This is a genomic window from Nostoc sp., assembly GCF_035638895.1.
Taxonomy (GTDB): domain Bacteria; phylum Cyanobacteriota; class Cyanobacteriia; order Cyanobacteriales; family Nostocaceae; genus Nostoc.
This window is the reverse complement of record NZ_DASQZC010000679.1, coordinates 1-2,022: the sequence shown is the minus strand read 5'-3', so window position 1 is coordinate 2,022 and position 2,022 is coordinate 1. Positions and strand designations below refer to the sequence as shown.

The following is a 2,022-nucleotide window of genomic DNA, read 5'->3' as shown; positions in this document are numbered from 1 at the left end:
AGGAATAAATATCAATCGAGCCGCAGGTCAAAATATTATGCACGCCAGTATTCATATTATCCCTCGCTACAAAGGTGATACTGTCTCTAATAAAAGTGGAATCAGGAACGTTATTCCTAAAAAACAATAGTTTTTCTCTAAGAATTCAGGAGCCAGAATTCTGCTATAACTTGGCTTTTTTGACGTGATTATGAAAATTACTGGAACATCATGATTTGCTCAAACTTATCTCATAAGGTTGAGATCATCTCTTAAATGCTTTGTTATCATGCTTTTTCAGTACAATCTCTACTTTCTTATTCTGAGGGTAGGGTCGAGGTGTGCATTACTGCAACACCCCTCCCATTCGGAACCGTGCTTGCGACTTTCACCGCACACGGCTACTCAGTGTGTTGCCCATTTGTCATATCGGACTTCCTGACAGCATGACCTATGAAATTAGGAATATCATTTATCCACTCCCAATCAAACTTTTTCCAGAATTGAGATAATTTATCTAGAAATTTTGAGTGGTTTTTCTTCCGAATTTCTTTTAAGTCAATTGCGGTCTTTTCGTCGTGACAATGCCGATGCAATAGTTGCAGATTTTTGTACTCATCCTTGCCGCTTAACGTTCTGGGGATGATGTGGTCTACCTCTAAAACATCCCATTCTTGGAAGCTTAAGCCGCACCAAGGACATTTACCCTTTTGAAGTTTTAACAACTTAGCCTTACGATTGGGCATTTGGGGGTGTGTCCCTAGTCTTTTACTCCAATAAACTGTGTCGCCATCGTAGGGGCTTTTATCGCTTTTAACTTTTACATAATCAGTGCTACTGCAAGCAAACTCATTATGATTAAGTAACCGGAGGGGGTTCGCTGTCCCTTCCCTGGTTGCGAATACCCAGTTCTTACCGCCAATGGAAGTCCAATATTTGATGTGTCCATCATTGATGTTTCCACAGCGACGTTTTGCCCATCGTCGAAGTTTCAGCTATGTGAGGTAATCTTGTTTTGAAAGTTCTCCGACTGTTGTGATATCGGATTTTGAAAAATAGGAAGTCCACCCCCTTATGACAGGGTTGAGGTCTTTTATTAGTGCCGTTTGGGGCGAAGACCTATGTTTTGTGATGATTTTCCCGATTTCCTCTTGATGAGCCTTACTCGCCTTCGCGGATGGGGTGATGAGGGTGTTAAAACCTAATATGTTACCGTGAGCATCTATATTGCTCCGGTATTTCCCGGCGGGGTATTGTTGGATGTGATGACCGAGGAAGTCAAATCCGGCTTTACCATCCTCACTTAACTCATGGTTGAGTGTATGAGTTAGCCGAGTTTTTTCTGGTTTTAATTCTAATCCTATGCCAGCTAACCATTCCGAGATTATTTCTTGGCATCTTTGGACAACGGCTTTATTTTCATGGAGAATCACAAAATCATCCGCGTAACGGATAATATTTGGAGGTACAAATTGAGTACCTTTTTTGTGAAACCAAGTTTCCCTTTGTGTCTGTGACATTTTAGGAAAATCCTGTTTTATCCTTTCTTCAATTCCGTGGAGGGCTATGTTTGCTAGCAATGGTGAAATGACACCTCCTTGCGGCGTACCCTCAGATGTGGCAGAAAACGCTCCTTTGTCTATCACCCCAGATTTCAGCCAAGCTTTAATTTGTTGCCTGACCTTACGGATACCACTTGTGGTCTTTAGAAATAGCCAAGATTTGATAGATATAATAGTTACTCGCTCGTTTCGTGGTTGTCTATAGCATTGCCCGACCTAAAGTTGTAGCCCAGTCAAGAATACAGGCATTTTTACCCCACTCAGAAAGTTGCCTTAGCCGATAAAATTTTGGTAACTCTTAACTATTAATAAATATATCGGTGCTTAGTGCTATTCATGTTTTATATTTAGCGACAGGATGATGCAAATAGCCACTCACCTTCAAATACTTAGGAGGCAGTATCCACCGGAAGCAACTCACGCTTCTATACCATCAACATATAGTGTAAGTTAAGGTTAAGTCGATATTCAAACGAATAAT

2 protein-coding genes and 1 pseudogene are annotated in these 2,022 nt (G+C 40.9%); 1 reads left to right on the top strand and 2 read right to left on the bottom strand.

Translation table 11 applies throughout. The features are described from left to right. Positions 1-130, top strand: a pseudogene (locus tag VE944_RS31860) (HIT family protein); the annotation flags it as partial. 250 nt (positions 131-380) lie between these two features. Here VE944_RS31860 and VE944_RS31855 read toward each other — a convergent pair. Both VE944_RS31855 and VE944_RS31850 read right to left on the bottom strand, forming a co-directional pair. Then, on the bottom strand, positions 381-725 hold the full coding sequence (locus VE944_RS31855) for an HNH endonuclease (RefSeq protein ID WP_324987146.1): 345 nt from the start codon (positions 723-725) through the stop codon (positions 381-383). Between the two features lie 249 nt (positions 726-974). Then, positions 975-1,670: a reverse transcriptase domain-containing protein gene (locus VE944_RS31850; protein WP_324987149.1), complete on the bottom strand. Its 696-nt coding sequence runs from the start codon at positions 1,668-1,670 to the stop codon at positions 975-977. Between the last annotated feature and the right edge of the window lie 352 nt (positions 1,671-2,022).

Bases quoted from the DNA above. Each gene is read 5' to 3' on its own strand.
- VE944_RS31855 (WP_324987146.1), bottom strand. From the start codon at position 725: ATGCCCAATCGTAAGGCTAAGTTGTTAAAACTTCAAAAGGGTAAATGT.